The organism is Bradyrhizobium retamae (assembly GCF_001440415.1).
GTDB classification, from domain to species: Bacteria; Pseudomonadota; Alphaproteobacteria; order Rhizobiales; family Xanthobacteraceae; genus Bradyrhizobium; species Bradyrhizobium retamae.
Map to the genome: position 1 here is coordinate 211,881 of NZ_LLYA01000181.1, position 25,243 is coordinate 237,123.

Below are 25,243 nucleotides of genomic sequence, written 5' to 3' on the forward strand. Positions count from 1 at the left end.
CCGCAGCGATCCCAAGAATCAGAAAAACAACGACGAGAAGCCAGATCAGGCCCATGCCTATCATCATTCCGCCGGACATCAGATCCATCATGACCGGACTCCAAATGCGGTGAATGTCGCAGCTGCGAGCAAGCCGAGTGACCCAGCCCTTTCCGATAAATAACAGCGTCTAACGAGCACCCGAGAAAAAGGTTCCTCTTTGGTACCTCCGCGGTGTTGGACGGGCGCAGGGGCGCGTCGGGCTTTATCGCGCCGCACTTTCACGTCGCTGTGAACCTGTAACCGGCAGCCGAGCTTTTCCGAGGCTGCCGCCTGTCTGAGTGAGGACGGACACTTTGCACGCCGCATTTCTACGCTGGCTGAGCCTTCAATTCACCAGCGGATTGGCGCACCACCACGAATGCGCCTTGAAGCGCAAGTCCGGCCATGCAGGAAGCGACAATCACATCCGGCCAACCGGTACCGGTGCCAAACACGCCGAGCGCGGCCAGCAGTACCGCGAGATTGCCCAGAACGTCGTTACGCGTACAAATCCAGGCCGAGCGCATATTGGCGTCGCCGTTGCGATAGGCCCATAGGAGTCCGAATGACGCAGCATTGGCGGCAAGGGCAATGACACCGATCGCACCCATGGTGAGTGCACTCGGCAGCGTCCCTTGTGCGGCGTGCCAGATGGCCATGGCAATCACCCACAAGCCGAAGGCTCCCATGGTAGCGCCCTTGGCAAGCGCTGCTGATGCGCGATAGCGTAGTGCCATCCCAACCACAAAGAGGCTAATCACGTAGTTTCCCGCGTCGCCGAGAAAATCGAGCGCGTCGGCCTGGAGCGAAGCCGATCCCGCCGCCAAGCCTGCGACGACCTCTGCGAGGAACATGGCGGCATTAATGCCAAGGACCACCCAAAGAACCCGGCGATAAGCCGGATTGCCGCGGTTCCGGTCCAAGTTCAGGGGCGGAGGTGTGCAACAAGCATCGGCCATCCAAGGAAGGTAGTACGCAAGTTCGTGTTACACAATTGCGCGACCAGGAGAGCGACAGTTGACCCTGGAGCAGTGCGAGAGTTGCGTTGCATATTCATTGGCCAATCACGATCCTGACAAGCTCCGTGAAATCCATCATCGGGGTTACGCGCCGGCCTGATGGGACGCGCGAGCAGAACTGATGGAGACGAGTTATGGGCTTCTACAACGACATCATCCTGCCGCGGGTTTGCGATCTTGCGATGCGCAACAAGCAGCTTCGGCCATATCGCGAGCGGGTGATCGGCGCGGCCGAAGGTCGAGTGCTCGAGATCGGGATCGGTTCGGGCCGCAACTTGCCGTTCTATCGGCCGCCGGTGAGGGAGCTCTTGGCGCTGGAGCCGGCCCCGAAGCTCATCGCAATGGCCCGCGATGCTCTGCATCCGGGTACGCCGGTCAACTTCATCGAGGCTTCGGCGGAAGCCATTCCGCTCGATGACCGCAGCGTCGATACGGTGGTGACGACCTGGACCTTGTGCAGCATTCCGGATGCCGCCATGGCGCTCACCGAAATGCGGCGCGTGCTTCGCCCTGGCGGCAAGCTCTTGTTCGTGGAGCACGGCATGGCGCCGGACAAGAATGTGAGGCGATGGCAGGACTGGCTGACGCCGGCCTGGAAATGCATCAGCGGCGGTTGTCACCTCAATCGACCGATCAGCACGATGATCGAAGCTGCAGGCTTCAGGATTGATCGGGTGGAGACCGGCTATATGCCAGGACCGAAGGCGATGACCTTCATGTATGAAGGCAGCGCCCGGCCGAACTAGCCAGCCTATGCCGCGCGCACCTGATCAAGAAACGCGTCGACCTGCTCGCGCAGTTGCTGCGACTGCCGCGACAGATTGCCGGCGGCGGTCTCGACCTGGCTTGCCGCTGCGCCAGTGGCTGCCGCGCCCTCGGTGACGCCGCCGACATTGGCGGACACTTCCTGGGTGCCGGCCGCAGCCTGTTGCACATTGCGCGCGATCTCCTGGGTTGCCGCGCCCTGTTGCTCGATCGCAGAGGCGATGGTTGTTGCGATCTCGCTGATTTCGCCGATGGTCTTGCCGATCGCCTCGATCGAGACGACGGATTTCTGCGTGGCTCCCTGGATCGCCGATATCTGGGAGGCGATCTCCTCGGTGGCTTTTGACGTCTGCTCGGCGAGGCTCTTGACCTCAGCCGCGACCACGGCAAAGCCCCTGCCACTGTCGCCGGCACGCGCCGCTTCGATGGTGGCATTGAGCGCCAGCAGATTGGTCTGCGAAGCGATGTTGTTGATCAGCTTAACGATGTCGCCGATCCGCTGGGCCATCGCTGCAAGGCCCTGAATTTCGGCGTTGGTGCCCTGTGCTTCCTGCACGGCTTTTGCCGCGATCACCGCCGACTGGCTGACTTGCCGGCTGATCTCGGTGACGGACGCGGACAATTCCTCCGTGGCGGTGGCTACCGTCTGCACGTTGCTCGACGTTTCCTGCGCGCCCGACGCCACGGCCGAGGCCTTGTTGGTATTTTCGGTTGCGACCGCCGCCATTCTCTCGGCGGTGTCACGCATTTCGATGATCGATGTCGCGACGGCATCGAGCACGCGGCTGGCGCTCTGGTCGAAGCCTGAAGTCAGCGTCTCCATCACCTGTTGACGTTGCTCTTTCTTCTGTTGCTCCGCTCGCTGTTCGGAAGCCAGTGCGTTCGCCCTGACGGCATTGTCGCGGAAGACTGCGACTGATCGCGCCATCTCGCCAACTTCATCAGCCCGCGCCAGCGCAGGAATGTCGATCGACAGGTCGCCGCCGGCAAGGCGCTGCATGGCGGCCGTCATGGCGGTCAGGGGACGGATCACGCGCCGGGACAGTATCCAGATCGACCCCATGCCGACAACGATACCGAGCAGCGTGACGAGGGCGACGAGAATGAGCTGGGTTCTTGCCGCCGCAGCCTTGGCCGCCGCGTGGACATTGGTGACGTCGACCGCGGCATCCTTGATCCGGACGATGGATTCCAGCGCAGGGTTCGACGCGTCGTACCATTGCTGGACCGTCATCGGATAACCGGCGCCCGCGATGCCTGCCTTGTAGATCGTATCGGTTTGAGCCTTGAAATTGCCGAGGAAGTTTTGCTCGGCGGCGGCAACGGCAGAGACAAGCGGCGACGCCGCACCGGCGGTTAGATCGCGTATCGTCTGCCAGTTCGACTGCACCTGCCCGCGCCAATTGGCGATGTCACGCTGCTGCTCGGCCGATAGCGCGCGGCCGGCCGAGATATTGCCGGCGTGAACGGCGCGTTCGCGGCCGGCATATTCGCGCATCAAGAAAGCGCTCTGCTTGACCATCGTAAGCTCGCCGACGATGGCGTCTTCCCTGCTGATTTCGCGCGAGGCAATGGTCCAGAGCGATTGAATCCGGGTCAGGAGGTCGGAGACGGCCGGGTACCAGGATTTGAGCAGTTCGGCATCGCGCTGCTCCTTCGGAATTTGAAGGGCGGAATCTGCGCTGCGGCGGAGCTGCTTGACACGTTCATAGGTCTGCTCGACGTCGGCAATCAGCTTCTTGCCTTCCGGCGTCGCGGTGGCGGCAATCTGCCGGAGCGCCGGGGCCAGCACGGCATCGCCCTGCGAACGGCGCTTCTGGATCACTTCGCCGGTCTGAGCATTTGCCGGGGCAGGCGCCTGCAAGGCCGTGTTGGTCTGACCGCGTTCAAGCTGAATGTTCTCTAATCCCTTGAGCAGGTGATCGGCGTTTGCATTCACCTCGGCAACGCGGACGGCGGCCGTGTAGCTGCGCCAGGCATCTGCGCCGTTAATGGCGCAGGAGATCAGGACCAGTACCGCGAGCACCCCGACGATCACGGCGAGGGTGGTCTTGACGGTGAGTGTGCCCGAAAGGGCCTCGCGCTTCGAATGCATGGGGATACCTTCCGGCTGGCGGCCCCTTGATGACGGCCTCTTTCGTTACTACCAGCCCGCCGTTACCAAGCCGCTAATTGGAGCGCTGGGTTGTAACGCCAAAGTACTGTCTTGAAAGCCTTTTCGACATTTTCTGATACGCGTTCGGACGAGCCACGTCCCTCAAGTTGCAGGCGCGGACAGGGTCGGCAGCATGCCGCGCGAGGATGAAGCTCCGACGATCGATCCGGTGCATCCGACGAGATCAGACTCGCCGCGCGGAAGGCGACTGGGAAGTAGTTGCCACGATCCTTGTCCCAGGCGGCTGCTGTTCCCCAAAGTGGCCAGTTGGTGCGCAGGCAAGCGAAGCGGTGCGATGACCCAAAGAGTCGCTTCTTGGTGGCGGGCTGCCACCCCAAACTTGTGACGCCTTTCACTATTGCCCCAAAAAGGATCAGATAAGCTTGGTCGGTCCGAGCAACTGCGTCGGGCGTACGTGACCTTTTGAATTTTTTCCGATCACATTGACGTACTCCTTTCCAGGAGGAACACGTGTCAGATTTTACGATGCCCTCTGCCGCTTCAATCCAGTGTTCGGCCAGGGTATGAGCGTGGCAGCGCAGGAAGCCGTGATCCTGGACCGGTTGTTGACGGAAGATGCCCCATGGAGCGCCTGGCACGTGACTTCTTCGCTGCCATCCAGGACACCATCGCGACGCCATGGGGCGTTGCCGTCAACGATTTTGTCTATCCCGCCACGCGCGGCGTGCGGCCCGCCGATCTCGCGCAGCGCCTGCAATATGGTATGGCTTTGACCAAATTCGCCGCGCAGGATCCCGAGGTGCACCGGCTGACCGTAGAAGTCTCGCAGCTCCTCAAGCCGCAGGCTGCGCTGCGTGAGCCAGCGCTCGCGGCGCGCGTGATGTCGCTAATATGACGGGCAATGTGGGGGACCGCGATGGACTTTGTCACCGTGACGAACGGAGCGATCAAGCTCAACGTGGCCGTCAGCGGCTCGGGCCCGCTGATTGTCTGCGTACATGGATTCCCGGAGCTCGGGTACTCCTGGCGGCACCAGATCGCGCACTTTGCGGCAGGAGGTTTTCGGGTAGCCGCGCTTGACGTGCGCGGCTACGGACAGAGCTCTAAGCCGAGAGAGATCACGGCATACACGCTACGTCATCTCGCCTCGGACGTCGTTGCTGTGATCGAGCATATGGGAGATGGCCCGGCCGTTCTGTTCGGCCACGACTGGGGCGCGCCCATCGTATGGCACACGGCGCTGTTTCACCCCGACAAAATCAGGGCGGTGGCTGGTTTGAGCGTGCCGTTCCGTCCGCGCGGACCCGTGCCCTTCATCGAACTTGCGCGATCCATCTACAAGGGACGCTTCTTCTACCAGATCTATTTCCAGCAAGAGGGCGTGGCGGAGGCCGAACTGGAGACGGACATCGCCGGTGCCCTGCGCAAGGTGTATTTTGCACTGTCCGGGGCGGCGCCTCACAACAAGTGGCTCGAGCCGAAGCTGGCGGAGGCACGGCTGCTGGATGGGCTCGTCGATCCGCAGCCCTTTCCAGGCTGGATGGGTGAGACCGATCTGGCGGTCTATGTCGAAGCGTTTCGGGCCGGCGGCTTTCGCGGTCCACTCAACCGATACCGCGCACAGACACTCGACTTTGCCGAGCTGGCCGAATTGAGCGGACGCAGTATTGAGCAGCCATCGGCCTTCATCGCCGGCGAGCGTGACCCCGTGCGCGCCTTCGTCCCGGGCGTGGATCTTTATGCCGACCCCGGAGTAGCTTGCTCCGCTTTCCGCGGATCCACCATCATCCCCGGTATCGGACATTGGGTGCAGCAGGAGGCGCCAGAGGAGACTAACGCGGCGCTCGAGGCGTTCGTGCGGGGGCTGTAGCGCGGTCGGCGCCTCGCGCGACAAGACATTGGATCGTCTACGTGGTGCTGGCGGCCGGTGCAGCATCGAGAGCCGGCCACTCCGCCGGGCGGCGGCAGAGACATATCGTCCAAGTCCTTTTGTTCAAGTTGTTTTCCAAGGCCTTTCGCCGCACGCTCTACGACTGACGTAGGCAGGAAAATCGTGCGGTGCAACAAGCAGCGGTGAAATCCATCAGCGCGACTCCGCGCAAACGCACAGCCACGCTGCAGCAGTCTGCCGGCGCATGCTGCGGTCAGAAAGCAAGATGACAACCTGAGGCGATGGTGGCAGAATGGTGGCAGACGTGGTTTCAAGCTTGGCGACTAACAAGAAACAAAGAGAAGCGATCGCCAAGGTCACGTCGTCCAAGGGAGGAGATTGCTCATGAAACGCTTGTTTCTGGGATTAGTCGCCGTTGCCCTTATCGCATCGGCGTTCGTCGGATCCACCACTGCAGTCATGGCGCAGACGAAGGTGCTGAAGATGCAGGCCACATGGCCGGCGTCGCTTACGCTCTATGATAACTTCACCTATTTCGCAGAGCGGGTGAACAAGCTATCGGCCGGCGCGCTGAAGATCGAAGCAATGCCCGCCGGCCAGGTCGTGCCGGCGTTCGAGGTACTGGATGCGACCCACAAGAAGGTGCTCGACGGAGCGCATGCGTGGGCCGGCTACTGGACCGGCAAGAACAAGACCGCAATCCTTTTCACCGGCGGTCCCGGCGGCACGTTCGGCATGGACTTCATGGACGTGATGGGCTGGCTCTATCACGGCGGCGGCCTCGAGCTTTACAACGAGTTCTATCAGAAGGAGCTCAACCTCAACGTCGTCGTGTTCCCCATCCTGCCTGCAGGGCCGCAGGCGTTCGGCTGGTTCAACAGGCCGATCCAGACGGTCGAGGACATGAAGGGCATGAAATGCCGCCAGACCGGCATGGCCGGCGAAGTGTGGCAGGCGCTCGGCTTCACGGTGGTCAACATGCCGGGCGGCGAAATCATTCCCTCCGCGCAGCGCGGCGTGATCGATTGCGCGGAATGGGTCGGCGGCATCGAGGACATGCGGCTCGGCTTCCACAACGTCTGGAAGTACCACTATTCGCCCGGCCTGCACGAGAACGTGACGGTCGGCGAAATCGTGATCAACGGCGATGTGTGGAAGGAGCTCAGCGCTCAGCACCAGGAGATCATCAAGTCGGCGGCCAACGAGACGTTCCTCGTCTGGTGGACCAAGTGGCAGCGCCAAAACGCCGATGCGCTGACTGAGATGCAGCAGAAGCACGGCGTGCAGATCCTGCGCACGCCGCCCGAGATCCTGCTGACCTTTATCAAGAAGTGGGACGAGATCGCGGCGGCCGAGAGCGCCAAGAACCCGTTCTTCAAGAAGGTGCACGACTCGCAGAAGGCCTATGCCAGCGCTGTGGTGCCGTACAAGCGGTCCTATTTCCCGCCATACTCTTTCATGGCAAACTACTACTTCCCCGTCGAGAAATAGGGCTTCATCCGAGGGCGGCCGGTTCGGCCGCCCTCCATTCGCGCGCGGGCGGCCTGCGTCACGCCGCAAGGCGATCGGTCGGCGGTGGGGTGAGGGATGGCTGAGACGACAGACAGGCAGTCGCCGGCGCTGCTGGCTGCAATCCGGGTCATCGACGGCTTCACGGATCGGACTGGCACGATCATCTCGTGGCTGTCGGTGCCGCTTGTTCTGGCCGTCGCCTACGAGGTTGGGGCGCGCTATTTGTTCAACGCGCCGACCATTTGGGCCTACGACGCAACCTACATGCTCTACGGCTCGCTGTTCATGCTCGGCGCCGCTTACGCGCTGCACAAGGGCGCTCACATCCGCACCGACTTCTTCTGGGAGAAGTTCTCCATCCGCAGGAAGGGCTTGATCGACACGATCTCCTATATCGTTTTCTTCTTCCCGAGCATGCTTATGCTGTTGCTGATCAGCTGGAACGAGTTTCACTACTCCTGGCAGATCAACGAGATGTCGGACCAGACGCCGTGGCGGCCCTTGCTGTGGCCGTTCAAGTTCGTCGTGCCGCTCGCCTGCCTCTTGCTGCTGATCCAGGGCGTGTCCGAGTTGATCAAGAGCATCTACATGGTGCGCACCGGCGTCGAGCTCGAGCACAAGGAGAAGGTCGAGATATGACCGCAGAAGCGCTCATCGGCCTCATCATGCTTCTGGTCCTGCTTGGAGCGATCTTCATCGGCGTGCCAATCTCGTTCACCTTGCTGTTTCTCGCCTTTTCGTTCGGCTACGTGGGCATGGGCGAGACAGTCTTCAACCTTGCCTACTTCCAGACCATCGGCCTGATGAAGGAGGAGATACTGGCCGCCGTGCCGCTGTTCATTTTCATGGGCTTCATCACCGAGCAGGCTGGACTCATGGAGCGCCTTTTTACGGCGTTCCGCATGCTGCTTGCGCCAGTGCGCGGCGCACTCTTCCTCGTCGTCATCCTGACCTCGGCCGTATTCGCGATGGCGACGGGCATCGTCGGGGCAGCCGTCACTGTTCTTGGCATCATGGCCTCGCCGATCATGATGAAGGCCGGTTATGACGCCAAGCTTTCAGCGGGCACCATCACTGCGGGCGGCACGCTCGGCATTCTCATTCCCCCGTCGGTGATGCTGATCGTGATGGGGCCGGTGCTCGGGGTGTCGGTCGCCGATCTCTATGCGGCAGCCTTCGGGCCGGGCTTGCTGCTGGCCTGCCTCTACATCGCCTATCTGATGGGCCGCGCCTTCCTGAACCCCAAACTGGGGCCGCCGGTGCCAATGGACGAGCGGATCTACTCGGTGGGGTACATTGCGCGCGAGGTGGTCATCGGCATACTGCCCCTGCTCGGGCTCATCACGGCGACGCTCGGCTCGATCATCGGCGGGCTTGCGACGCCGACGGAGGCTGCCGGCATCGGCAGCGCCGGCGCGCTGATCCTGTCCATCGCATATCGCAGGTTCTCGCTCGGCGGACTGCAACGGGCGCTGATCTCGACGATGGCGACGTCGAGCATGGTCCTGCTACTGGCGGTCACGTCGAACATTTTCGGTGCGGTGTTCGCCCGCCTCGGCTCGGCGAACTGGATCACCGAGACGATGCTCGGCTTCCAGTTGCCGCCCAGCCTCATGCTGATCGTCGTGCTGTTGCTCATTTTCCTGCTGGGTTGGCCGTTTGAGTGGCCAGCCATCATCCTGGTGTTCCTGCCGATCTTCTACCCCGTCGTGAAGGGCATGGGCATCGACCTCATATGGTTCGGAGCATTGGTTGCGGTGGTGCTGCAGACTGCTTTCCTGTCGCCGCCGGTCGCCATGTCGGCGTACTATCTCAAGCAGGTGGTCAAGGGCTGGAGTCTAGCGACGATTTACGCCGGCATGCTCCAGTTCATGATCCTGCAAGTGATCTGCATAGGGCTGATGATCGCCTTCCCCGGCATCGCGACCTGGTTCCCGCAGACGCTGAACGAGGCATCCCGCAGTCAGGTGATCCCCGAGGAGTACAAGAAAATCCTGGAACAGCAGAGGCGGGCACCGTCCCTGGAAGACGAAGACTGGTCGACACCAAAAAAGAAGTAGCCGGGTGTTGTTGCGTCCGTCTTACTTTCGCACGATCGATCCAGCGCGCCCGACGAGCCGCGCCAGTTGCTTGAAGCGGCTACCGACGCGGTCGGCTACGAGATCGACCATGCGATGCTCGAACACCAGCATCAGCTTGCGGCCCTGCGTGCGGAAATGCGTCGCGGGCAACACACCGGTGCGCGCCGCCGATATCAGGTGCGCGACGCGGAACGCTGCGCCGAGAAGGCGGGCGCGCTCGTCCATCGCCGGCGGCACCAGCCCGAGAACGCGTTCCGGCGGCTCGTTCTCTTCGCTTAAGCCCGCATAGCGGTAGAACACCGACAGTGCGACAAAGGCGCGGCCTTGATGGCTGATCGAGCCGAAATTACCGTTGGTGATCAGGCTCAGCGTTTCCTCGCCGCGGTGGTCGGGGTGCACGCGCCATCCGATATCGGAAAGCAGGCAGGCGGCGTGGCGCAGGCGGCGGTCCTCCTCGGTCTCGCGCAGCTTCACGACCCGCACCAGCCGATCGGTCCATGCGACCAGTTCCTCGGCGTGGCGTGCGGAGCGCGACAACAGTCCGTTCAAGGTTTGGGCTGCGCAGATGAATCCGTCCTTGGCGCGCTCCTGCGGTGGCAGCATCTCGTAGAGCAGGCCCTCGCGGACACCGAAGGTGGAAAACACGATCGTCTTCGGCCGGCCGACGCGGATGATGTATTCGAGCACCAGTGCCGCATAGGTCAGGAGCGGGCGCCGGGCGTCCGCAACCACTTCGATGTCCGCGAGCATGTTGGCGGCCGCCAGCCGGCGCAGGCGCCGGGCGAAATCGAGCGCGTCGGCGGCAGGTAACGAATAGCCATGCATCACGCGCAGCGGATAGCCGCTTTGGACGATGTGAATACGTGCCAGCGCGCGCCAGGTGCCGCCGACCGCATAGAAGGTGCGGCCTTGGCCGGCCTTGAGCTGGGCGACGCCGGACAGATCGTCGCGAACGATGCGCTCGGCGCGCTTCAAGGATTTCTCCGAGAGATCTTGCAGCGCCAGGCTTCCCAGCGGCAGCGTGACGCCGCTGTGGACCCGGCTTTTCTTCACATCGATCAGTTCGAGCGAACCGCCGCCGAGATCGCCGACGATGCCATCGGGATTGTGGATGCCGGAGATGACGCCGAGCGCGGACAGTTTTGCCTCGCGCGGACCGGACAGGATCTGAATCGGCGCGCCGCAGATGCGCTCCGCTTTGGCGATGAAGTCGGGACCGTTCTTGGCGTCGCGGCAGGCGGCGGTGGCGATGGCGAAGATGCGCTCCACCTGCTGGATACGACACAGCGCGCGAAATCGCCGTAGCGCCGTCAGCGCCTTGGTAACCGCATCCTCGGCCAACAGGCCGGTGCTCTGCACCTCGCGGCCGAGCCCACACAGCGCCTTTTCGTTGAAGATGGTGACGAGGCTGCGCGCCATCGTCTCATAGACGACGAGACGAACCGAGTTCGAGCCGATGTCGATGACGGCGACGCTGGAAGCGCGCTTGCGCGGCCGCTTCACAGCGGCGCTCCCTTATGATGATTGCTGACGTTCGGTACGGCGCGTGAGGCGGCGCGGCGAAGATTCCTTGAGAGACTTTCCACGTCCAGACAGGCTCGGATTCGTCATGAAATAGTTGTGCAGGTTGAACGGCTCTTCGCCTTTCGCGGCCTTCATACGCGTTGAGGACCCATCCGGCAACAATTGCCAGCTCTGCTCGTTATCCTTCAGGTTCGCGACCATGATCTGTTCGAGAACCTGCTGATGTACCGTGGGATTTTGCAATGGACAGAGGACTTCGACGCGGCGGTCGAGGTTTCGCGGCATCATGTCGGCGGACGAGATATACACAGCCGCTTTCGGGCCAGGCAGGCCTTGCCCCATACCAAAGCAGTAGATTCGGCCGTGCTCCAGGAAGCGGCCGATGATCGACTTGACCCGGATGTTCTCGGAAAGCCCTGGAATGCCTGGCCGCAGGCAGCAGATGCCGCGTACCACCAGTTCGATCGACACGCCGGCCTGTGACGCCTCGTACAGCGCGTCGATGACATCGGGATCGACCAGCGAATTCATCTTCATCCAGATCGCTCCCGGCTTGCCGTGCCGGGTGTGGTTGATCTCACCCTTGATGTGTTCGAGGATGCGCTTGCGCAGCGTCAACGGCGACACCGCCATCCGCTCGATGTCGCTCGGCTCCGCATAGCCGGTGATGTAGTTGAATACCCGCGCCGCGTCGCGGCCGATGATCGGGTCCGACGTGAAATAGGAAAGGTCGGTATAGATGCGCGCGGTGACCGGATGATAATTGCCGGTGCCGGTATGCACATAAGTCGTCAGGTTACCGCCCTCGCGCCGCACCACCATCGACAGCTTGGCGTGCGTCTTCAGTTCGAGAAAGCCGTACACGACCTGCACGCCGGCGCGTTCGAGATCGCGCGCCCAGCGGATGTTGGCTTCCTCGTCGAACCGCGCTTTCAGCTCGATCAGTGCGGTCACCGATTTGCCGGCTTCCGCGGCCTCGGCGAGCGCCCGCACAATCGGCGAATTGCTCGAGGTGCGGTAGAGCGTCTGCTTGATGGCAACGACGTCGGGGTCGCGGAGGGCTTGCTGCAGGAATTGCACGACGACGTCGAAGGATTCGTAAGGATGATGGACGATGAGGTCCTTTTGCCGGATCGCCGCGAAGATGTCCCCGGCGTGGTCGCGCACCCGCTCGGGATGGCGCGGCACATAAGGCACGAATTCGAGATCGGGACGGTCGAGCCGGGTGAGCTGCGACAGCTCGTTCATCGCCAGCACGCCGTCGACCAGAAACACTTCGTCGTCGGCCGCCGAAAGCGCCTGCCGCACGAAGCCGCACAGCGCTTCCGGCATCTTGGCTTCCATCTCGAGGCGGATCACCGAACCCCGCCGCCGCCGCTTCAGCGCGGTCTCGAACAGGCGAACCAGATCTTCGGCCTCTTCCTCGATTTCGAGTTCGGAGTCCCTGATAATGCGGAAGGCGCCCTGGCCCTTGACGGTGTAGCCGGGGAAGAGGCGGCCGATGAACATCCCGGTGGCTTGCTCCAGCGGGATCAGGTGCACCGCGCCGTCCTTGGTCGCCGGCATCCGGATGAAGCGATCGATCTTGCCAGGCATGCGGATCAGCGCGTTCATCGCCTTGCCGTCGGACGTTCGCAACAATTGCAGCGCGATGGTGAAGCCGAGGCTCGGGATGAACGGGAACGGGTGCGCGGGATCGATCGCCAGCGGCGTCAGCAGCGGGAAAATGTTGCGGAGGAAGTGATCCTCAAGCCAGCCGCGCTCCGCCTTGGTGAAGTCGTGACCATCGACGAGCTTGATGCCGGCATCCGACAGGGCGGTGCGCAGATCGCGCCAGATTGCCTGCTGGTCGGAAGCGAGTTCCGAAACCGTCCTGTTGATGAGAGTGAGCTGCTCGGACGGCGTCAGGCCATCGGGGCTGCGTTCGGCGATGCCTTCACGGACCTGCGCCTTGATGCCGGCGACGCGAACCATGAAGAATTCATCAAGGTTATTGGCGGAAATCGACAGGAATCGCACCCGTTCCAGCAACGGATGGCCCAGATTGACCGATTCCTCGAGCACCCGGCGGTTGAAATGCAGCCAGGAGAGTTCCCGATTGATGAATCGCTCCGGGCTCGCGGCAATCGTGGGCGGCGCCTCGGTAATCGGCTCTTTTTCTTTTATTTCAACAGCTTGTACCAATTCCATAAGGCTTATCCATCGCGAGCGAGGCAGGGCCGACTTTAAGGGAATGCGGCCCACAGCATGTGATACGCCGATGACGTTTCGATGACATTGATGTTCCGCGCAGAGCCGGCGTCAAGGCGGCAGGACGCAGCAGGAGAGCTGCCCGATCAGGCGTTGCGCAAGAGTTCCGCGGCCAGGGCCCGGGTGACAGGCCGGCCGAGCCGCAGCGCCTCGGTATCCAGGAGCTCGACCGCCTGGCGGGCAGCGGCATAGGAGCGCTCGATTCGGGTGGCGAGGTAGCTCACGACCGTCTCGTCGATGCTCAATTGGCGGTCCGCGCAGAATTTGACGATCAGGCCACGAAACAACAGGTCATCCGGCGGCAGTAGCGACACGAGGGGTGCGGCGCGCAGCCGCGACCGGAGATCGCGCAGTTCGATCTCGAACGCCGCCGGTGGAACGCGTCCCGTGATCAAGACGAAGGCCCCGTCCTCGCGCGCCAGGTTCAGGAGGTGAAACAAGGCGCGTTCGTCGAAGTCGGCGGGCCTCAGATCCTCGACCACCAGTGCCCCGGTGGCGAGTGCGCCGGGGACGGCAGCGGCGCTAAGCGCGTGCGCCGAGATCGAGCGCGCGCCGGCCTGTTCGGCCCAGATCGCAGCGAGATGGCTCTTGCCCGAGCCCTCTGGCCCCACCAGCAGCATGATGCGGTTCGGCCAGTCCGGCCAGCTTTCGATCAGCGAGAGTGCGGCTTCATTGGCCGGACCCTCGAGGAAATTGTCGCGGGTCAGGCTCTCCGCATGCGGCAGCGCAAGGGCAAGCTGACGAGGATGAACGCGAACTACCACGCAAATCTCCAGGCCGGGATCTTCGGGCCTTCATGGCGCTTTCGAGCGAAAGCCTGTCCGGGGCAGGCACGGCTTTGCGAGAAGAAAACGCGTAAAAACAAAAGATCAACCTAGCGCGCTTCGATCGTGCTCATGTGCCGCACCCATTCGACGAGATAGAGCGAGACGGAAACCAAAGTAAAGACCGTAACAAAACCCATCAGGATCACGTCATAGGGCGCCGGCTGGAAGTTGAAACCGAGCGACGCCAGCACCAGTGCAGCGAACGCCACCTGCGCCACCGTGTTGAGCTTCGATACCATCAGGGGCTTCATCGGGATCGGCTTGTCGAACAGCCATGACACGATCACGGCCGTGACGATCATGATGTCGCGCGACACCACGAGGATGACGAGCCAGCGCGGCACCGCACCCCAGATGCCGAGCGCCACGAAGATCGAAACCAAAAGTGCCTTGTCGGCAAGCGGGTCGAGCAGGGCGCCCAGTTCACTCGACATGTTGAAGCGCTTGGCGAGAAAGCCATCGACAGCGTCGCTGACCCCGGCAATGACGAAAATCGCAAACGCGATTTCCATCTGGCTGGAAACGATCGCCCAGACGATAACCGGCACCAGAATGATGCGCCCCAGCGTAATGATGTTTGGAATGCTCAACTCGGTCGCTTCCCGGCTTCCGGCCTAAATCCGGCCCCTGGCGGGTACAGCCGGCTCTTATCTACATAGTATATGCGCCAAGCGCTTGCGAGCCATTGCAGGATCGCGGAATTCCTCGTAACCAGCCGTCATCATACTGGAATTTGGGCATGAACGACCGCAAAAACGGGCTGACTTACGCGGATTCGGGCGTCGATATCGATGCGGGCAACCGCCTGGTCGATCTCATCAAGCCGATGGTGCGCGCCACCGCCCGGGCCGGCGCCGACGCCGAAATCGGCGGTTTTGGCGGCTTGTTCGACCTCAAGGCGGCGGGTTTCAAGGACCCGGTGCTGGTGGCGGCGACCGACGGCGTCGGCACCAAGGTCAAGATCGCGATCGAGACCGGCCTGCATGGCGGTATCGGCATCGACCTGGTGGCGATGTCGGTCAATGACCTCGTTGTGCAGGGCGCGGAACCGTTGTTCTTCCTCGACTATTTCGCCTGCGGCAAGTTGGACCCCGACGCCGCGGCGGCCATCGTGGCAGGCGTCGCCGAGGGCTGCCGGGAGTCCGGCTGCGCCCTGATCGGCGGCGAGACCGCCGAGATGCCGGGGCTCTACAAGGACGGCGACTACGATCTGGCGGGCTTTGCGGTGGGGGCTGCCGAGCGCGGCACGCTGTTGCCGAGCGCGGACATTGCCGTGGGCGACGCCGTGATCGGATTGGCCTCATCCGGTGTTCATTCCAACGGCTTTTCGCTGGTCCGCAAGATCGTCGCACAATCCCGCGTGGCTTTCGATGCGCCGGCGCCGTTCTCGCCGGTCATGACACTGGGCGGCGCGCTGCTGACGCCGACGCGGCTCTATGTGAAATCCTGCCTGCGCGCCATCCGCGAAACCGGCGCGATCAAGGGGCTCGCTCACATCACCGGCGGCGGCTTCACCGACAACATCCCACGCGTACTGCCAAAGCACCTCGGCGTCGGCATCGATCTGGCGCGGCTGCCGGTGCTGCCGGTGTTCAAGTGGCTGGCGGAGCAGGGGGGCATCGCCGAACTCGAATTGCTGCGCACCTTCAACTGCGGCATTGGCATGGTCGCGATCGTCAAGCCGGATGCGGTCGAGAAGGTGACGCAGATCCTGACTGAAAGCGGCGAGACCGTCGCCTTGCTCGGCGAAGTGATCCAGGCTGCGAGCGAACATCGCGTGGCCTACAACGGCCATCTCGATCTCGCGCAATGAAGAGCCGGGTCGCCATCCTGATCTCGGGGCGCGGCTCGAATATGGCCGCGCTGATCGATGCGGCGAAGGCTGCGGATTTTCCGGCCGAAATCGTCGCCGTCATTTCCAACCGGGCCGATGCGCCTGGGCTGGAGAAGGCAGCCGCGAGTGGCATCCCGACACTGGTCGTCGAGAGCAAGCCGTTCGGCAAGGACCGCGCCGGCTTTGAGGCCGTCCTGCAGCGGGCGCTGGATGAAAAGCAGGTCGAACTGATCTGCCTCGGCGGATTCATGCGGCTGTTCACCGCCGAATTCGTGCAGCGCTGGTACGGAAAAATGCTCAACATCCATCCCTCGCTGCTGCCATCCTTTCCAGGTCTCGATCCGCACGGTCAGGCGCTGCAGGCCGGGGTCAAGATCTCGGGCGCGACCGTGCACTTCGTGATTCCCGAAACCGACGCCGGCCCGATCGTGATGCAGGGCGCGGTGACAGTGGCCGACGACGATACGGCAGAGACGCTGTCGCAGCGCATTCTCGGCATCGAGCATCGCATCTACCCCGAGGCGCTGCGCTTGCTCGCGAGCGGAAAGCTCCGCCTCGAAGGCGACATCTGCAAGGTCGCCCATGGGGCCGACCGCAATGGCACCCTGATTTCGCCGCGGACGATCTGATATTATCCGCAAGGTGTGCACGAACGAGCGCGGCGACCGCGCTCCGCAAAATCCATCGAGGTTTCCATGATCACGCTCTATGGCTCCGGGCCCAATTTCGGCCTTCCCGACGCAAGCCCGTTCGTGACCAAGGCCGAGACCTTGCTACGAATGTCGAAACTGCCGTTCAGAAAAGCGCCGATGAGCTTTTCGAAGGCGCCCAAGGGCAAAATTCCCTACATCGAGGACGACGGCCAATTGCTCGGCGACTCCACGCTGATCCGCTGGCATCTCGAAAAGAAATACGGCATCGATTTCGATGAGGGACTCACCGCCGAGCAACTCGCCATCTCCTGGGCGTTCGAGAAGATGGCAGAGGACAATCTCTACTGGGCCAGCGTCTACTTCCGCTGGATGATCGATGACAATTTCCGCAAAGGTCCCATGAATTTCTTCAAGGGCGTGCCGGCGCCGGTCCGGCCGGTCGTCGTTTCGATGATCCGCCGCCGCCTGCGCAAGACGTTGCACGGCCAGGGAATCGGCCGTCACTCCAAAGACGAGATCACCGCGATCGGGATCCGCTCGATCGACGCGATGGCGGCCTATCTCGGCGACAAGCCGTTTTTCATGGGCAGGGAGCCGGCGGGCATCGACGCCACGATGTTCGCCTTCGCGGTCAGTGCGATTTGTCCGCTGTTCGAGTCGGATTTGCAGCGGGCGGCCGCAAGCCATGCCAACCTGCGGCGCTATGTCGGCCGGATGACCGCGCGATTCTATCCGGAACTCAGCGAGATCGCCGGCTGCGAGGCGGCGGCCTGAATTCCAGGGCAGGGCAAACAAAATCCCCCGGCGAGGCCGGGGGCAATTTGCGTGGACGAAGTCTACGTGACCTTGAGGTTTTCCGCGGACGTCTTGCCGCGGTTTTCGACAAGGTCGTACTCGACGTGCTGGTTCTCGTTGAGAGTGGTGAGCCCCGCACGCTCGACGGCCGAGATGTGGACGAACACGTCCTTCTCGCCGACCGCCGGCTTGATGAACCCATACCCCTTGGTGGGGTTGAACCACTTGACGCTGCCCTTGTGCATCGCCATCGCCTGTCTCCAAGTTTGGTCTAGATATAAAAAAGACGCGGCCACGTTTTCCACGTGCCACGCCACAAACGGGCTTTCCGGTAGCTGCTAGATTTCCTGCTCGCGAAACGCACAGTCGAACGGCCTGAATCCGATTGCGCTTGGGATTGCAACACGAAATTTGGGCGTTCGCAAGGTTCTGGCGCGCTCCCCGCAATTCGTTCTGGTGTCGCCGGCTGTGGCAGCCGAACCACAATAGCGCGTATTCGGCAGCGCGCCGATTGACCGTTTGCGCGAACTAGGGGCAAATCGTTACGGTTTATCGGCATTTGCGCATTTTTCGGGCTCGCACTTTCGCCCTCTGGAATGGACTGCATGCGCGGCTCACGGCGGCCTTCGCGAGCATGGAAAATCGGAACCGGGCACGCGCTTGCATGTCTGGCCGCCCTTGCGTTCGCTCTCATCAGCGCCGTGCCCGCCGCCCACGCGCAATCGCCGACGCCCACGCCCACCCCGACACCCACACCTTCGCCGACGCCCAGCCCGACCCCGACCGTGATCAATTCGACGGTCTCATCGGGCGCGACACTGACCAATCTCGGCAGCAATTTCCTGGAACGGCTGGGCAGCCAGTCGAGCAATGGCTTCAACCGCCTGCAGCGGACCAATCCGGGCGGCGGCGGCGCCTCCGAGAGCACGGAAGCGCCGCGCTACCGGACCTGGTTCGAAGGCTACGGCAACTGGACCAAGAACGGCGCCGTCGGCGATTTCGTCGGCGACAGCAGAAAGACCTCGGGCGGCGTGGCCGGCATCGGCGCGCGGGTGATGCCGGGCGTCAATATCGGCTTCTCGGTCGACCAGAGCCGTTCGGCGATCGACATTCCGTTGGCGCTGCAGTCGGCTACGATCGACCTCACGCAAATCGGCTTCACGGCCTCCGTCGACAGCGGGCCGTGGACCTGGGCCAGCGCGGTCGTGCACGGCTTTGGCAACATCAATTCGCGCCGAGACACGGGGCTCGGGATTGCGAGCGCCGGATACAATGCGCGGCTCGACGGCGTGTTGAGCGAGATCAGCTATTACTGGTCCAAGGACCAGGGCCGCATCGTGCCCAAGGCCGCGTTCGAATATGTCCGCGCCCGGACCGGATCACTGCAGGAGATTGGTGGCCTCGATCCCGTGGCGGCAACGGGCGCCACCGTGGAGCGCGCGCGGCTGCTGATCGGCGCGGAGATCGGCCATTACTGGATCTTCGACGGCAAGATTTTCGACCTGTCGGGTTACGGCAAGTTCGTCGACAATGTCGTGCAGAATTTCTCCGACATCACCGTCAGCCAGGGCGTGCAGAGCATTACGTTCCAGGGCATCGGCGAGAGCCGGTATGGCGCCGACGCCGGCGCCTCGGCCTCGCTGAGCCTGACCAATACCGCACGGCTCTACGTCAACTACGACGCCAAACTCCGCGCCGCGATGCAGTCGCATCAGGGCACGGTGGGCATTGAGTTGAAGTGGTAACGAACGGTACTAGTTCGTACTAGTTCGGCCCCACCGCGCCATGCACGGCCGGGCCCGCCACTCTGGGGGCGGCTCGGATATTTCGCGCTCGTTCAAGTGATGACGATTATGGCTTATCGATTGCCTCGCCGCTCTCGGCCCAGTCCTTGAACGCGCCGAGATTGTAGACGTTGGGGTACCCCATATCCTTGAGCACCTTGCCGCCAAGTGCGGATCGTCCGCCGGATGCGCAATAGAGGATGACGGTCTTGTCCTTGGCAAAATTCTTGTCGTGGTAGGGCGTCTCACGATCGGCGCGGAACTCCAGCATGCCGCGGGAGACATGGATGGCTCCTGCGACCTTGCCGCTCTTCTCCACTTCTGGCGCGTCACGCACGTCGACGACGAGGGTGTTTCCTTTCGCAATCATTTCCTTGGCCTGCGCGGGCGTGATGCGCGGCACCGCTGCGTTGGCGGCTTCCATCATCTGTTTGACGCTGGCGACCATAGTCATCTCCTCTTATGCTCGGTTGAAAGTCCTGGGTTGAAGAAATCTCTTCATCAGATCGCTCGGCCGACCGTCATCGCCTTGCGAAAATCGGCGTCTGCGTCGATGAAGGTCGGCTCCGGGCCGGCGCCGACCGCATCGAAGAACCGCGCGACGAAACAGCGGAACGCGGCGCAGAGCGCGATGTCGCAGATCTGGACGTCGGTGAAGCCCACCGCCCGCAGCCGCTCGATGTCTTTCGCCGTCACGCGGGACGCGTCGCTTGCGATCGTTTCGGCATAGCGCAGCATTTCGACGTCCCGTTCGCTTAGTCGCGCCGAGGCGAAGTTGCATCGCACGGCAATAACCGCTTCCTTCGAGCCGAGATCAGCGAGAAGCTGCTTGCCGTACACGTGCGAGCAGTAGGTGGACGGCACCTGCTTTGCGGCGACGAATGTGATCAGCCGCCAGTCGCGCGGACTTAGCGAGAAGCCGGTGCGGATCTTGTCGGCGAACTCCTGGTAGATCGGCAGAAGATCCGGCCGCGCGGTCCAGCAGCGCGTCGCGGACATTACGAAGCCGCTTTGGGCTTTCTGCGCCGCGTAGAGCTCGGCGATGCGGCCTGTCGCCTCAGTTTCGTCAACCGTCTTGAGAAACATCCAAAATCTCCGTTCGTGAAACAATTTCCGCGGCCAGTGCCGTAATAAACCCGGCCGGTTCTGCCGCGACGGACCGGCTATGGCCTGGTCGACCGCATCGGGCGGGCCGGGAAAGCTCGCTTCAACCGAACCGGACGGTGAACTAAAGCCGGGCCAGCGTTGACACAATGATCGGGGCGCTCAGATTCTTTGCCGAGACGCTACGCACCGTTTAGTGATCCAGCCCTGGAGGCCAAATGGACGTTTTGTCCGAGGTTCTGCGCGTCATCCGTGTGTCGGGCGCCGTTCATTTCAATGCCGGATTTACGCGGCCATGGTCGGTCGTGACCTCCCCACCGGACTTGCTGGCTTCGCGGTTGATGCCGGGCGCGGAAGCGATCACGCTGTTTCATCTGGCAATGAACGCCGGCTGCTGGGTCACATGCGGCAAGCTCGAACCGATCAGGATTGAGGCCGGCGACGTTCTGGTGTTTCCGCGCGGCGATCAGCACGTCATGACCAGCGACCCGGGGCTTTCTCCCGTCACGATTGCCAGCATCTTCCCTAAGGCGTCGGCCGAGCAGATCACCTGGGTGAAGCATGGCGGGGGCGGGGAGGAGACGCGCTTTGTTTGCGGCTACCTGCATTCCGACCAACGGTTCGGGCCGCTGCTCGATGCGATGCCGGCATTCATTTGCGTCCGCCTGCGCAACGGCAAGGTCATCCTCGACGCATTTTCTGATACCGCGCGTTATGCGGAGCCGGTCACGCTCGATCAGGAGGCCGGCTGGTGGCAGGCTGCGACCGGTCAGCTCATCGCCGAAGCGATGCGGCCAGGTCCCGGAAACCGCGCCATGCTCGCGCGCCTGTCCGAGCTGCTCTTCATGGAAGTCGTGCGCTGGCAGCTGATCCATGTCGCCGAGGGGCGTCGCGGCTGGCTGGCGGGCCTCAACGATCCCCATGTCGGCCGGGCGCTGACGCTGCTTCACGCCGAGCCGGCGCGGCCCTGGACCGTCGAGGAGTTGGCAGACTGCGCGGCGATCTCGCGCGCCGCGCTGGGCAAACGCTTCGTCGAGCTGGTCGGCGAGGCGCCGATGACGTATCTGGCCGGATGGCGGATGCACCTCGCCAGGCGACTGCTTCGTGATAGCAGCCTCAATCTTGCCGAGATCGCTTCCCGTGTCGGCTACGAATCCGAAGCCGCCTTCAACCGCGCCTTCAGCCGCCTCGTCGGCGCGCCTCCCGGCACATGGCGGCAGAGCAAGGGGCTGTCGCAGGCCAGTGCATGAGGTAGGCGTTCGGCGACGATCGAAGGATGGCGCGGTGCGCAGCCGCAGAAGTGCGGTCTCGGAATCTCGATGCCGATCGTGCCGCCGATTGACGCTTTGAGTCGGAAGCCGCCCACCTGGCGGCTTACGTGAGCAGCATCCGGCGAACGTTCTCGGAAGTCGTTACTTACGTCCGATCGACCCGGACGACCCTGCCTTTTTCGATCGCGAGCGCCAGCCTGCCGTGCTTCAGCGCCAGCGCCGCTTCGCCGAATAATTCGCGGCGCCAGCCGTGCAGGGCAGCGACGTCGGCGTGGTCGTCGGCGGCGATCTGGTCGAGATCGTCGACGGTCGCGATCACCTTGCTGGCGACGGCGTGGCGCTCCGACGTCATCCGCAGCAGCACTTTCAGGAGCTCGACGGTCGCGGCGCCATTCGAACCGCCGCGCGGCTTTTCGATCTTCGGCAGCGTGGCGTGATCGCGGGCGAGGCCGCGCTGCACGGCCGCGATGATGTCGCTGCCCCATTTGGAGCGGTCAAAGCCCTTCGGCAACGAGCGCAGGCTGGCGAGTCGCTCGAGCGAGGTCGGGGCGTGGGTGGCGATGTCGCCGACTGCGTCGTCCTTCAGCACGCGTGACCGCGGCACGTCGCGGCTTTGCGCTTCCTGCTCGCGCCAGGCCGCGACTTCCATCAGCACGGCAAGCTCCTTCGGCTTGCGGACCCTACTCTTGAGCCGCTCCCAGGCGCGCTCGGGGTGGAAATCGTAGGTCCTTGGCGAGGTCAGGACTTCCATCTCCTCGCTGACCCAGTCGCTGCGTCCGCGCTTCTTCAGGTCGGCATCGAGGGCGGCAAAGACGTCGCGCAAATGGGTGACGTCGGAGATCGCGTAATGCATCTGCTCCGGCGTCAGCGGCCGGCGCGACCAGTCGGTGAAGCGGTGGGTCTTGTCCGGTCGGTGGCCGGTGACGCGCTCGACGAGCTGGTCATAGGCGATGCTGTCGCCATAGCCCAGCACCATCGCCGCGACCTGCGTATCGAAGATCGGGTGCGGAATGGTGCCGGACTGGTGCCAGACGATTTCGATGTCCTGGCGGGCGGCGTGGAATACTTTCAGCACCGCCTCGTTCCCCATCAGGCCGAAGAACGGCTTGAGGTCGATGCCGGGCGCCAGCGTATCGATCACGACGGCTTCGTCTGCGCTTGCCATCTGCACGACGCAGAGCAGGGGGTAGTACGTCGTTTCCCGCAGGAACTCGGTATCGACTGTGATGACCTTGTGTTGGGCGAGCCGGGAGCAGGCGGCGGCGAGGTCGGAAGTGGTGGTAATCAGATCCATGAACAATCCATGACGCGTCGGACAGGCGTTCTGCCGAAAACGCTGATATGTCAAGGGTGTCGCGGAGGATTTGAGCCCTGCATTTGAGCCTGAGCACGGCTTTTTTGCGTCGGCTTGGGGGCTGGACCCGGAACGTCATCGCCTGGCTCGACGGGGCGACCCAGTATTCCAGAGGCGCTGGTGATTAATCGAGAGGCCGCGACGTGCTGGATACCCGCCTTCGCGGTATGACGGTGCTGCCTGGAAGTCGATCACTCGTAGCGCACGTGCCGCGGCCGGCGCCGGCCGGACGGGATCGCGAGCACGACGAGGCAGAGCGCAATCATCACCATTCCCATAAGTTCGAAAGCAAAGGCGTCCACAGCAATTCTCCCCCGATAAACCGATAGAATTGTGGGGAGTGCATTGAGCTTTTCTTAATTCCTGGAACCTGGGGCAAAGTGCGTCGGCGGATGGTGGATGGGCTCTTAAGGATCGGGGTTAACGGCAATAGCCGTCGTGCGAAGCCGCGACTGATCCTCATCGAAGTCTAGGCCGCTTTTGTGCGAATTGGCCCGATTTTCGCGAGGTCCCTGCCGATCTGTCGCTTCGCGATCTGAACGTCGTAATCGGTCTGAAGATTCAGCCAGAGTTCGGGCGAGGTGCCGAAGACCTTCGACAGGCGTAGTGCGGTGTCTGCCGTTACGCCAGCTTCCTCATTCGACAATCGCTCGATGCGCGTCCGTGGAACGCCGCATGCCTTTGCCACCGCGCCGGGCGACAGCCCGAGCGGCAACAAGAACAAGAACTCCTCACGAAGAACTTCTCCCGGATGCATGGGGGAAAGCTTCTTAGCCATGATAAGGTTCTCCTTTGGCGCGAAGGCCATGCCTGACTTCACGAGTGATAGTCAGTCAACTATGCGCTTCGCTTGCAATGACGTGGAAAGATCAGCGCCTCACGTCCCGCAAAACGTCCGCAGCACGCGCTGGTCGGGGAGCGGCGGCTCTGTGTAGGCCGCGAACTCCGGCTGATCATCGTACGGCTTTGACAGCACCGTCAGCAATTCCTCGAATGGCGCGTAGTCGTTATTCACGGCCGCTGCGATCACGGCTTCGACGCGGTGGTTGCGCGGGATGAAGGCGGGATTGACCGCGCGCATCGCGGCCTGACGCTCGGCGGCGGATTGCGGTTCGTCGGCGAGGCGCTGGCGCCAGCGTGCGGCCCACTCGTCGTAAGCGGCGGGATCGGTGAACTGATCGCGCGTCTTGTTCTCGGCGGGATCGCCGGCGGCATCGGTGAGGCGGCGGAACGTGAGGGTGAAGTCGGCCGTGTTCTTCGCCATGGAGTCGAGCAGATCCTGGATCAAGGCTTCGTCGCCGTCGCGCTCGGTGAACAGGCCGATCTTTTTGCGCAGGCCTGACTGATAGGCGGCGGTGAATTTGTCGGCAAATTCGCTGAGGATGGGTTGCGCCTGTTCGATCGCCTTGTCCTGGTCGTCGGAAAACAGCCGCAGCAGGCATTCGGCGAGCCGCGTCAGATTCCACAGCGCGATGCGCGGCTGGTTGGCATAGGCGTAGCGGCCCATCTCGTCGATCGACGAGAACACCTGCGCGGGGTTGTATTCGTCCATGAACGCGCAGGGGCCGTAGTCGATGGTCTCGCCGGAGATCGAGGTGTTGTCGGTGTTCATCACGCCATGGATGAAGCCGACCAGAAGCCAGCGCGCGACGAGGTCGGCCTGGCGGGCGACGACGGCTTCGAGCAACGCGTGATAGGGACGCTCGGCTTTCGCGACATCGGGATAGTGTCGCGCGATGACGTGGTCGGCGAGCGCTCGCACGCCGTCAGTGTCGCCGCGCGCAGCGAAAAACTGGAAGGTGCCGACACGGACATGGCTTGCGGCGACACGCGTGAGCACCGCGCCGGGCAGCATGGTCTCGCGCATCACGTCCTCACCTGACATCACGGCGGCGAGCGAGCGGGTGGTGGGGATGCCGAGCGCAAACATCGCCTCGCTGACGATATATTCGCGCAAGACCGGCCCAAGCGCGGCGCGGCCGTCACCCCGGCGCGAGAATGGCGTAGGCCCGCTACCCTTGAGCTGGATGTCGCGGCGGACGCCGTCCTTGTCGATGACCTCGCCGAGCAGGATCGCCCGGCCGTCGCCGAGCTGGGGCACGAACTGGCCGAACTGGTGGCCGGCATAGGCCATCGCAATCGGATCGGCGCCCTCAGGCAGGCGCTTTCCGGCGAGGATTTCCGCGCCTTCGGGGGTCTCCAGCACATCGGGATCGAGGCCGAGCTGGATGGCCAGGGCCCGGTTCAGCTTGATCAGCCGCGGGGCAGCGACCGGGGTAGGGGCGACGCGTGCGAAAAAGTTCGCCGGCAGGGCCGAATAGGTGTTCTGGAACGGGAAATGAATGGTCATGACCTAAAGATAGGCGCAGCCCCGGAATAGGCAAACGCTCCAGACGCCGGCCTGCCGAAATGGCCGTTTTTCAGCCGAAAACAGCCCCGCCA

General features: G+C 62.9%; 23 protein-coding genes. 11 read left to right on the forward strand and 12 right to left on the reverse strand.

Annotated elements, in window-relative coordinates:
* Nucleotides 1-350: 350 nt before the first annotated feature.
* On the reverse strand, nt 351-980 hold the full coding sequence (locus CQ13_RS30240) for a cation efflux transmembrane domain-containing protein (RefSeq protein WP_057846460.1): 630 nt from the start codon (nt 978-980) through the stop codon (nt 351-353).
* A 194-nt stretch (nt 981-1,174) separates the two neighbouring features.
* On the opposite strand from CQ13_RS30240, the gene CQ13_RS30245 reads away from it, so the two are divergent.
* Complete coding sequence (locus tag CQ13_RS30245) at nt 1,175-1,786, forward strand: class I SAM-dependent methyltransferase (protein ID WP_057846461.1); 612 nt, start codon at nt 1,175-1,177, stop codon at nt 1,784-1,786.
* Between the two features lie 5 nt (nt 1,787-1,791).
* Here the strand turns inward: CQ13_RS30245 and CQ13_RS30250 are convergent, their stop codons facing one another.
* Nucleotides 1,792-3,900 (reverse strand): methyl-accepting chemotaxis protein, encoded by a 2,109-nt coding sequence (locus CQ13_RS30250; RefSeq protein WP_057846462.1) that lies wholly within the window; start codon nt 3,898-3,900, stop codon nt 1,792-1,794.
* A 643-nt stretch (nt 3,901-4,543) separates the two neighbouring features.
* On the opposite strand from CQ13_RS30250, the gene CQ13_RS30255 reads away from it, so the two are divergent.
* The 5 genes from CQ13_RS30255 to CQ13_RS30275 all read left to right on the forward strand — a co-directional run bounded on the left by CQ13_RS30255 (nt 4,544) and on the right by CQ13_RS30275 (nt 9,384).
* Entirely contained in the window at nt 4,544-4,816 is a 273-nt protein-coding gene (locus tag CQ13_RS30255; RefSeq protein ID WP_057846463.1) for a hypothetical protein, read from the forward strand.
* Nucleotides 4,817-4,837: 21 nt separating this feature from the next.
* Nucleotides 4,838-5,791 carry an alpha/beta fold hydrolase gene (locus CQ13_RS30260; protein ID WP_057846464.1) on the forward strand — a complete coding sequence of 318 codons (954 nt, stop codon included), beginning with the start codon at nt 4,838-4,840 and terminating at the stop codon, nt 5,789-5,791.
* A 405-nt stretch (nt 5,792-6,196) separates the two neighbouring features.
* Entirely contained in the window at nt 6,197-7,303 is a 1,107-nt protein-coding gene (locus tag CQ13_RS30265; RefSeq protein WP_057846465.1) for a TRAP transporter substrate-binding protein, read from the forward strand.
* Between the two features lie 96 nt (nt 7,304-7,399).
* Nucleotides 7,400-7,963, forward strand: coding sequence for a TRAP transporter small permease subunit (locus CQ13_RS30270; protein ID WP_057846466.1), 564 nt, complete (start codon nt 7,400-7,402; stop codon nt 7,961-7,963).
* On the forward strand, nt 7,960-9,384 hold the full coding sequence (locus tag CQ13_RS30275) for a TRAP transporter large permease (protein ID WP_063800181.1): 1,425 nt from the start codon (nt 7,960-7,962) through the stop codon (nt 9,382-9,384). Before CQ13_RS30270 ends, CQ13_RS30275 begins: the two co-directional genes overlap by 4 nt.
* A gap of 21 nt (nt 9,385-9,405) precedes the next feature.
* Here the strand turns inward: CQ13_RS30275 and ppx are convergent, their stop codons facing one another.
* From ppx to CQ13_RS30295, 4 genes are all read right to left on the reverse strand, one after another.
* Nucleotides 9,406-10,908 (reverse strand): exopolyphosphatase, encoded by a 1,503-nt coding sequence (gene ppx / locus CQ13_RS30280; RefSeq protein ID WP_057846467.1) that lies wholly within the window; start codon nt 10,906-10,908, stop codon nt 9,406-9,408.
* A gap of 12 nt (nt 10,909-10,920) precedes the next feature.
* A complete protein-coding gene (locus CQ13_RS30285) occupies nt 10,921-13,119 on the reverse strand; it encodes an RNA degradosome polyphosphate kinase (protein WP_057846468.1) in 2,199 nt (732 codons plus the stop codon).
* A gap of 146 nt (nt 13,120-13,265) precedes the next feature.
* Nucleotides 13,266-13,943, reverse strand: coding sequence for a P-loop NTPase family protein (locus CQ13_RS30290; protein ID WP_057846469.1), 678 nt, complete (start codon nt 13,941-13,943; stop codon nt 13,266-13,268).
* Between the two features lie 110 nt (nt 13,944-14,053).
* On the reverse strand, nt 14,054-14,596 hold the full coding sequence (locus CQ13_RS30295; protein WP_057846470.1) for a CDP-alcohol phosphatidyltransferase family protein: 543 nt from the start codon (nt 14,594-14,596) through the stop codon (nt 14,054-14,056).
* Between the two features lie 149 nt (nt 14,597-14,745).
* On the opposite strand from CQ13_RS30295, the gene purM reads away from it, so the two are divergent.
* From purM to CQ13_RS30310, 3 genes are all read left to right on the forward strand, one after another.
* Entirely contained in the window at nt 14,746-15,819 is a 1,074-nt protein-coding gene (gene purM, locus CQ13_RS30300; protein WP_057846471.1) for a phosphoribosylformylglycinamidine cyclo-ligase, read from the forward strand.
* Nucleotides 15,816-16,469, forward strand: coding sequence for a phosphoribosylglycinamide formyltransferase (gene purN, locus CQ13_RS30305; RefSeq protein WP_057846472.1), 654 nt, complete (start codon nt 15,816-15,818; stop codon nt 16,467-16,469). Before purM ends, purN begins: the two co-directional genes overlap by 4 nt.
* A 66-nt stretch (nt 16,470-16,535) precedes the next feature.
* The gene (locus tag CQ13_RS30310) at nt 16,536-17,267 is read left to right on the forward strand and encodes a glutathione S-transferase family protein (protein WP_057846473.1); all 732 of its coding nucleotides are present in this window, start codon (nt 16,536-16,538) and stop codon (nt 17,265-17,267) included.
* Between the two features lie 62 nt (nt 17,268-17,329).
* Here the strand turns inward: CQ13_RS30310 and CQ13_RS30315 are convergent, their stop codons facing one another.
* Nucleotides 17,330-17,533 (reverse strand): cold-shock protein, encoded by a 204-nt coding sequence (locus tag CQ13_RS30315; RefSeq protein WP_028346424.1) that lies wholly within the window; start codon nt 17,531-17,533, stop codon nt 17,330-17,332.
* A 540-nt stretch (nt 17,534-18,073) separates the two neighbouring features.
* On the opposite strand from CQ13_RS30315, the gene CQ13_RS30320 reads away from it, so the two are divergent.
* Nucleotides 18,074-19,033 carry an autotransporter outer membrane beta-barrel domain-containing protein gene (locus tag CQ13_RS30320; protein WP_430649721.1) on the forward strand — a complete coding sequence of 320 codons (960 nt, stop codon included), beginning with the start codon at nt 18,074-18,076 and terminating at the stop codon, nt 19,031-19,033.
* Nucleotides 19,034-19,139: 106 nt separating this feature from the next.
* On the opposite strand, the gene CQ13_RS30325 is transcribed toward CQ13_RS30320, so the two are convergent.
* Nucleotides 19,140-19,520 (reverse strand): rhodanese-like domain-containing protein, encoded by a 381-nt coding sequence (locus CQ13_RS30325; RefSeq protein WP_057846474.1) that lies wholly within the window; start codon nt 19,518-19,520, stop codon nt 19,140-19,142.
* A 53-nt stretch (nt 19,521-19,573) separates the two neighbouring features.
* Nucleotides 19,574-20,158, reverse strand: coding sequence for a carboxymuconolactone decarboxylase family protein (locus CQ13_RS30330; RefSeq protein ID WP_057846475.1), 585 nt, complete (start codon nt 20,156-20,158; stop codon nt 19,574-19,576).
* Between the two features lie 236 nt (nt 20,159-20,394).
* On the opposite strand from CQ13_RS30330, the gene CQ13_RS30335 reads away from it, so the two are divergent.
* On the forward strand, nt 20,395-21,426 hold the full coding sequence (locus CQ13_RS30335; protein ID WP_057846476.1) for an AraC family transcriptional regulator: 1,032 nt from the start codon (nt 20,395-20,397) through the stop codon (nt 21,424-21,426).
* Between the two features lie 166 nt (nt 21,427-21,592).
* Here the strand turns inward: CQ13_RS30335 and rnd are convergent, their stop codons facing one another.
* The 3 genes from rnd to CQ13_RS30350 all read right to left on the reverse strand — a co-directional run bounded on the left by rnd (nt 21,593) and on the right by CQ13_RS30350 (nt 25,151).
* Entirely contained in the window at nt 21,593-22,741 is a 1,149-nt protein-coding gene (rnd, locus tag CQ13_RS30340; protein ID WP_057846477.1) for a ribonuclease D, read from the reverse strand.
* A gap of 529 nt (nt 22,742-23,270) precedes the next feature.
* Nucleotides 23,271-23,579, reverse strand: coding sequence for a HigA family addiction module antitoxin (locus tag CQ13_RS30345; protein ID WP_057846546.1), 309 nt, complete (start codon nt 23,577-23,579; stop codon nt 23,271-23,273).
* Between the two features lie 99 nt (nt 23,580-23,678).
* Nucleotides 23,679-25,151: a protein adenylyltransferase SelO gene (locus CQ13_RS30350; protein WP_057846478.1), complete on the reverse strand. Its 1,473-nt coding sequence runs from the start codon at nt 25,149-25,151 to the stop codon at nt 23,679-23,681.
* Between the last annotated feature and the right edge of the window lie 92 nt (nt 25,152-25,243).

Coding starts and splice junctions, on each gene's coding strand:
- CQ13_RS30315 (WP_028346424.1), bottom strand. CDS start 17,533: ATGCACAAGGGCAGCGTCAAGTGGTTCAACCCCACCAAGGGGTATGGG.
- CQ13_RS30260 (WP_057846464.1), top strand. CDS start 4,838: ATGGACTTTGTCACCGTGACGAACGGAGCGATCAAGCTCAACGTGGCC.
- CQ13_RS30335 (WP_057846476.1), top strand. CDS start 20,395: ATGGACGTTTTGTCCGAGGTTCTGCGCGTCATCCGTGTGTCGGGCGCC.
- CQ13_RS30270 (WP_057846466.1), top strand. CDS start 7,400: ATGGCTGAGACGACAGACAGGCAGTCGCCGGCGCTGCTGGCTGCAATC.
- CQ13_RS30250 (WP_057846462.1), bottom strand. CDS start 3,900: ATGCATTCGAAGCGCGAGGCCCTTTCGGGCACACTCACCGTCAAGACC.
- CQ13_RS30285 (WP_057846468.1), bottom strand. CDS start 13,119: ATGGAATTGGTACAAGCTGTTGAAATAAAAGAAAAAGAGCCGATTACC.
- CQ13_RS30245 (WP_057846461.1), top strand. CDS start 1,175: ATGGGCTTCTACAACGACATCATCCTGCCGCGGGTTTGCGATCTTGCG.
- CQ13_RS30310 (WP_057846473.1), top strand. CDS start 16,536: ATGATCACGCTCTATGGCTCCGGGCCCAATTTCGGCCTTCCCGACGCA.
- rnd (WP_057846477.1), bottom strand. CDS start 22,741: ATGGATCTGATTACCACCACTTCCGACCTCGCCGCCGCCTGCTCCCGG.
- purM (WP_057846471.1), top strand. CDS start 14,746: ATGAACGACCGCAAAAACGGGCTGACTTACGCGGATTCGGGCGTCGAT.
- purN (WP_057846472.1), top strand. CDS start 15,816: ATGAAGAGCCGGGTCGCCATCCTGATCTCGGGGCGCGGCTCGAATATG.
- CQ13_RS30265 (WP_057846465.1), top strand. CDS start 6,197: ATGAAACGCTTGTTTCTGGGATTAGTCGCCGTTGCCCTTATCGCATCG.
- CQ13_RS30325 (WP_057846474.1), bottom strand. CDS start 19,520: ATGGTCGCCAGCGTCAAACAGATGATGGAAGCCGCCAACGCAGCGGTG.
- CQ13_RS30345 (WP_057846546.1), bottom strand. CDS start 23,579: ATGGCTAAGAAGCTTTCCCCCATGCATCCGGGAGAAGTTCTTCGTGAG.
- CQ13_RS30275 (WP_063800181.1), top strand. CDS start 7,960: ATGACCGCAGAAGCGCTCATCGGCCTCATCATGCTTCTGGTCCTGCTT.
- CQ13_RS30240 (WP_057846460.1), bottom strand. CDS start 980: ATGGCCGATGCTTGTTGCACACCTCCGCCCCTGAACTTGGACCGGAAC.
- CQ13_RS30255 (WP_057846463.1), top strand. CDS start 4,544: ATGGAGCGCCTGGCACGTGACTTCTTCGCTGCCATCCAGGACACCATC.
- CQ13_RS30350 (WP_057846478.1), bottom strand. CDS start 25,151: ATGACCATTCATTTCCCGTTCCAGAACACCTATTCGGCCCTGCCGGCG.
- CQ13_RS30330 (WP_057846475.1), bottom strand. CDS start 20,158: ATGTTTCTCAAGACGGTTGACGAAACTGAGGCGACAGGCCGCATCGCC.